The sequence below is a fragment of the Chloroflexota bacterium genome (assembly GCA_018648225.1).
In the GTDB taxonomy this organism is placed as follows: Bacteria; Chloroflexota; Anaerolineae; order Anaerolineales; family UBA11858; genus NIOZ-UU35.
Map to the genome: position 1 here is coordinate 1 of JABGRQ010000131.1, position 5630 is coordinate 5630.

7 protein-coding genes and 1 pseudogene are annotated in these 5630 nt (G+C 54.8%); all 8 read right to left on the reverse strand.

Translation table 11 applies throughout. The annotated features are described in order from the left end of the window. Positions 1–411: 411 nt before the first annotated feature. Positions 412–861, reverse strand: a complete 450-nt coding sequence (locus tag HN413_13115; GenBank protein MBT3391336.1) for a type II toxin-antitoxin system VapC family toxin — start codon at positions 859–861, stop codon at positions 412–414. 3 nt (positions 862–864) lie between these two features. Continuing rightward, a complete protein-coding gene (locus HN413_13120; GenBank protein MBT3391337.1) occupies positions 865–1143 on the reverse strand; it encodes a hypothetical protein in 279 nt (92 codons plus the stop codon). A 117-nt stretch (positions 1144–1260) separates the two neighbouring features. Further along, positions 1261–1755, reverse strand: a complete 495-nt coding sequence (locus tag HN413_13125; GenBank protein ID MBT3391338.1) for a hypothetical protein — start codon at positions 1753–1755, stop codon at positions 1261–1263. 103 nt (positions 1756–1858) lie between these two features. Beyond that, entirely contained in the window at positions 1859–2092 is a 234-nt protein-coding gene (locus HN413_13130) for a hypothetical protein (GenBank protein ID MBT3391339.1), read from the reverse strand. A gap of 82 nt (positions 2093–2174) precedes the next feature. After that, complete coding sequence (gene radC / locus HN413_13135; protein ID MBT3391340.1) at positions 2175–3137, reverse strand: DNA repair protein RadC; 963 nt, start codon at positions 3135–3137, stop codon at positions 2175–2177. Between the two features lie 123 nt (positions 3138–3260). Then, entirely contained in the window at positions 3261–3836 is a 576-nt protein-coding gene (locus tag HN413_13140) for a hypothetical protein (protein ID MBT3391341.1), read from the reverse strand. Positions 3837–3930: 94 nt separating this feature from the next. Further along, positions 3931–5037, reverse strand: a pseudogene (dnaN, locus tag HN413_13145) (DNA polymerase III subunit beta). Between the two features lie 129 nt (positions 5038–5166). Further along, positions 5167–5630: hypothetical protein (locus HN413_13150; GenBank protein ID MBT3391342.1), on the reverse strand; the 464-nt coding region annotated here is incomplete at its 5' end.

The following is a 5630-nucleotide window of genomic DNA, read 5'->3' on the forward strand; positions in this document are numbered from 1 at the left end:
CGGGCAACGCTGGACGAACCAGGAAGCCAACTTGCTTTAGCTGTTGGTAGCTCACAGCCCATGCATAGAGAAGATCGCCAAATGCCAAAGACATCGAAAGCTATCCCCTGGCAAGCAATTCCTATAACTTTGTGCATTCCGGAAGGGGTATCTTGCCAGCGGGTTGACCTGCGGCGGCCGTGCAGATGCGCGTGCAATTAGCTTTGGAAGCCTATGCCCCTATTGGCGGAAAACAGTCATTCTGCGATTTTGGTTTTCGAACCTTGATGCCCCTTTCTCAAAAGTTTAGAGAAGCAAAAAGCCCCGCCAGGGTACACGGGGCTTTTCCATTTCGATCCTGAATAATTGGCATCAGGAAATGTTATGATGGATTCGTTGATCTAAACAGTTTCACCTGAAACGAATACTCTCCTAGGGGGTGATATCTTCGGGCACTGATAGGCGCTCCAGCCAGTCAATTTGGTCAAAATCGTGATCGAAACTGGCAATGGATTCAATACCTCGCTCACGGCAAGCCAGCGAGATTAGGGCATCATTGAAATTTAACGCGCCAGCAGAGGATTGAACCAAGCCGACAGTTTCTGCATATAAACGTGGCACATCTGGAAAGACCCAGGAAATGGCATCCGAAGGGATTTGGGCGTTCCATTTCTTCAGAACAGAATCAATTTCTGCTGAAAGCCCCTTTTCTTCAAGACGACGAACGATCACACTGAGCGCTTCAGCAACCACACAATCCAAATAAACTGGAGAATGTGCTTGCTTCTGGATGGCTTTCCCCAACTCAACAGCTTGTTGATGCCAGTGGTCATTCGGCACAAGCATCCCGACGAGAACTGAAGTGTCAATGACAATTTCCATGGATCAGTTCCCGTTGTAAAGGACTTCCGCATCTTCTAAAGCATTGCCTCCCAGGGGTGGCATGATTCCGATCAATCCATCAATCGACTTGGCTGGTACGGCTACCGTGGGATACATATACGGAGACCGTTGCACTTCTTTTACAATTGTGGCGCTCTCTTGGTTCTGATATGCCTGTTCGCGTAAAAACAACACGAACTGTTCTACCAGTCGCACGCTTTCCGGCGGGAGATCTGCCAACAGTGAGGCAAAATTAGGAACAGGGTGGTAATTAGAGTTCATAATCAACAACTCCTGACTACAAGTCGGTGGTTTCATTATACCATCTCGATATTCAATGGTTATTATAGCGATTATTGGGAGAGGAGTTACCCCCTCCCAACCCATTAGTAGTTCTTGTCACGCCATTTCCAGTTGAGTGTTTTCCATAGCAAGCTGCCAGGGGACCGGCGAGGGCTTGAAGCCCAAACCATGTAGTTCACCAACCAGGTTGAGCAGGGCGTTGGCATAAACCGGATCGCATACCGGGTCGTTTTCGGCTACCAGGTGATTTTGGACTTCCCACTCATCCTGGATCCACAGCATATAATCGGCGATAGAGCGGGGCGTCGGCCAGTTGCCGTTGGCCGCATGTGCACGCGCCCGGCTTATCGCATAAAAAGCTTCTTCAGCTTCCTGCAAAATCTGCCAGGCAGTCTGCTCCAGGGTTTGGAAGACTTGATGGGCCTGCCGGATCGCCTCTTCGGCCTCGGAAACACTCGAAGCACGCTCAGGCGAATCGGTGAAGACATCATTCTCTGCAGCAGCGACCAGTTCCCGCAGGATATGCAGCGCTTCAACGAGCAGTTCGTAGTTGGCTTCCGAGAGTTGGGTGATTTGTTGATTTGTATTCACGATTTTTCTCCTTGTGGGTGTGAATAGGAGAAGCCCACCTCCCGAAGTTGGGGAGCTGGGCTTCGTGGTTAAAATATCGCTTGTGTGGGTAGGGAAAAATGCGCTACGCGGGGTGTACGTATCCGGAAAGCGCTCTCTCATTGTGCAACGTGAAGGAAATCAGCAGTTCATCCCCCAGGGGGTCGATATAGATATGGTCGCCAATCCCCAACTGTTGGGTATCGAACTGGACCAGTTTGGCGACAGCCTCCAGGGGAATGCTGAGGGTGATATCCGCTTCGATGCCGGCTTCAAGATCGTCCAGGGTCAGCCGGGCGCGGGTGTTTAGCGTGTTCATTTCAAGCTTCCTTTCATGCAAGTTCTGTCAAACATGGTTGTCTCCTTTCAAGTATTGGTTTGTTTATTCAGGGGGATAGGGGTCAGCATGCCCCTCGCCCGCCGCAAGCCCAGCAAGGGCGTAGGTTAAAATCACAGCCCTTGCCTTTGCAAGCCGGGCAGCGCTGTGTTGCGAAGGCATCGATGAAAAGATGCCAGGTGTCCTGCGTAGCATCTTCAGGAAAGAGTACATATTCATCGGGCAAGGCTTCGATGATCCGGTAGGGCATTTCGTATGGGCGCGCGCTTTCTGCGGCCTGGTAGCGGGAACGTTTTTCTCGCACACTGTCAAAGCCTAATTGTCGTTCTTTCAACGATACCCAATGCTTGCCAGGCGCCCGGCCGATAATGATGTGGTCGAGCAGCGTGATGTCCAGGTTTTTTCCGGCCTCGACGATGGACCTTGTGACGGCGACGTCGTCGGGACTCGGGTCTGCCGACCCGCTGGGGTGGTTATGAACGACAATGATCGCCGCGGCATTGAGACGGATGGCGGGCCGGAAGATTTCGGCTACCCGGATTTGGGCGCTGTTCAGACTGCCTTTGTAGACCTCGACGATATCCAGAACCCGGTTGCGGGTATTGAGCACGATCACACGCAGGTGTTCCTGTTCCAACACGCTCATTTCGTGCTGCACCAGCCGGGCAGCGTCCGCCGGGCTGTGGATCGCCGGCGGTTCTTCCGGTACGTCCATCGCCAGGCGTTTGCCCAGTTCCAGGGAGGCTACCAGCGAAGCCGCCGTGCGCTGGCCGATGCCGGGTACCGCGGCAATCTCGGCGATATTGGCCCGGTACAGGCCGGTGAGGCCTTTGAAGCGTTGCAGCAATTCCTCGGCGATCTCGATCTGCCGGGCGCCGCCGACGACAGCCGCCAGCAATTCGAGCAGGTTACAGGCCGTGGGGTTATTGGCAACACGATAGGCGGGCTGCTCTCGTAACGGACGCAGTTTCAGTTTGGGTAATTCATAGGGGGTTTGGACCCGGAGATCCAACGGAGGGGCGTTCATAATGGTTATTTCCTTTCGAACAGGCAATGCGCCGGGCTTCTGAAAAAGAAGCCCGGGGGGATAGAAAAAGCCCCTGGCGCTGTGCTGGCACCAGGGGCTTTGTGTAGTATTCCAGAGGAAATCTCAGACTTTGCTCATTTCGCGTCGCTGTGCCCGGCTGGTTACCAGTGAAGCCAGCAACCGGCCACAGGCGATTTCAAGAGCCGTGGCAAAACCATCCATCTCTGGAGCAGATATCTTTTGTGTTACGGGTCCTAACAGGATCTGTTCTGGAGGCCCGCACCATACCGACATCAGCGAGCCGCCGTCCAGGATGTCCAGGTGGATGGTCGCCTGAGTGGCCTTTTCCAAGGCGGCCAGGTTGCCGGTTAGCTTCTCGAAACCGAAATCGACGACCACCCAAAGCTGCCCATCGCCATCTTGCACGATGTCGCCGATGGATGTGGAACGGGCCAGGGCACCGAACGCTTTGACGCCCGGGTTCTCCCACCAGGGGCGGTGAAGATGCTGGGTTTTGGCATAGACCTGCTCCAGCGTATGGGCCTTGACGATGGCTATCCGTTCGTAGTTCTGCGGCCAGCCCAGGTCTTCGGCACGGGTTTTTCCGTTAATCATCCAATGGCATAACGGCTGGTGGTGAAAAACGGTGTAAGGGGTAGAAGTATCCCTTTCGTGGGGAATATTTGGGGGAGATGACATTGTTATTCCTCCGTATGGGGTGTCGGTTGGGGAAAAAGTGTCAGGTGTTCAAGTATCACGGGATACCGTAACACCTGACACCGGAGCACTTTCATTACGCCGTGTTCATCGGCATCATCAAATGCAGGAAGGCATGCTCTTCACCCACCGGACGGATGGTCCCTGGTTTGACGGGATCGCTGACTTCCAGCGCCACGCTAGGGGTCTGGATAGCCGCCAGGGCATCCTGCAGGTAGTGGATATTGAATGCAATGCGCATCCCGGGACCTTCGGTGGCTACCGCTACCTGGGTGCAGCTTGAACCCAGTTCATCGGCTTGGGCCGAGACTTCTACGCTATCCTCCCGGATGTCCAGGGCGGCGACCAGCGAATCATTGCGGGCAAACACCCCGGCTTGCTGGCAGGCTTTCTGGAGTACGTTCGTAGGCACTACCACGCGGGTGGTATGCGTTTCCGGGATGATTTGCTGGTAATCGGGGAATTCCCCTTCGATCAGTTGGGTAGCCAGTTCGACGTCCGGCGTGCGGAAAATCATGCGCCCGTTGGCAAAGGCCGCGTTCACCATGCCTGTCTGGTTTTTCAGGATGTGGGCCAGTTCGGTCAGGGATTTAGCCGGAACCAGCGCACGGACGGGCTCTGCAACCGGCGTAGGGAGTTTGGCTTTGTGTACCGACAGGCGAAAACCATCCGCCGAGGCCAGGGTGATATCCTCATCGGCGATGGTCACCAGCACACCGGTCAGTACGGGGCGGGCGCTATCCCTGGAGGCCGAGAAAGCTGTCTGGCGGATCATCTCCAACAGGCATTTCGAATCGATTTGAATGCCTTCGCCTTCAAAAGCCGGGAGCGGCGGGAATTCCTCCGCCGGGATGCACTTCAATTGGGTATTCGATTGGCCACAACCCAGTTTCATTGTTGCAGCCACCTCGTCATACGCCAGTGAGATGGCCTCCGGTGGCAGCGTGCCCACCAGATCGAAGAAGGTGCGTGCCGGCATTGTCGTGGCCCCTTCCCGTTCGATACGGGCGCCGATCCAACAGGTGATGCTCAACTCCAGGTCCGTCGCCGCCAGGCGCAGGCGGCCATTTTCGGTTGCGACCAGGATATTTCCCAGTACGGGCAAAGTGGTGCGGGGCGATGTCGCCCGCGAAACGATGCTCAATCCGTGCTTGATGTTTTCTTGTAAAACAGTGATCTTCATGGCTTATTCCTTTTTGCGAGTTAGTGAGTTGGGATGGGATACTGCAAGGGAGCCAGAGAGTTTGGGGACAGGGGAGATACTCCCTGGCTCTCCAACTCGAAAGATGCAGAGATGCGTTGCTCGTTCATCTCAGTCGTAGGTGAATAACGTATCGTCCCGGAATTGGCCGTTTTGGTAGACCATCCCCATCAAACAGCCTGGCCCGTTGCCTTCGCTATCTTGCGATGGTAATAGCACTTTGCCGTCATTCAGTTCGATGACCATAGGCAAGTGGTCGCTATATTCCCAAAACAGCCATTGGGCTTCATCAAAGCTCATCGGGCGCACCCGATTGATGATCGCCCCTGGCAATTCCATATTGCCGGCATTGCTGGTAAAGATCGCCTCTTCGTGCGGGTCGTCACTGGCGATTACGGATCGTTCGATGCCGGTATAGCGCCAATCCAGGAGATGGCTCTCCGGGGAAGCGATCCCCGCTTCGGTCAGTAGCGCTGAGATCTCGTCGCGTACTTCGCTATCTTCCGCATTGGCAGGAACGGCGATCTCCACCTGGAGAATACGGACTTTCTGGTTGGGTTGTACGTTGTGCATGA

Coding starts and splice junctions, on each gene's coding strand:
- HN413_13115 (MBT3391336.1), bottom strand. CDS start 861: ATGGAAATTGTCATTGACACTTCAGTTCTCGTCGGGATGCTTGTGCCG.
- HN413_13120 (MBT3391337.1), bottom strand. CDS start 1,143: ATGAACTCTAATTACCACCCTGTTCCTAATTTTGCCTCACTGTTGGCA.
- HN413_13130 (MBT3391339.1), bottom strand. CDS start 2,092: ATGAACACGCTAAACACCCGCGCCCGGCTGACCCTGGACGATCTTGAA.
- radC (MBT3391340.1), bottom strand. CDS start 3,137: ATGAACGCCCCTCCGTTGGATCTCCGGGTCCAAACCCCCTATGAATTA.
- HN413_13140 (MBT3391341.1), bottom strand. CDS start 3,836: ATGTCATCTCCCCCAAATATTCCCCACGAAAGGGATACTTCTACCCCT.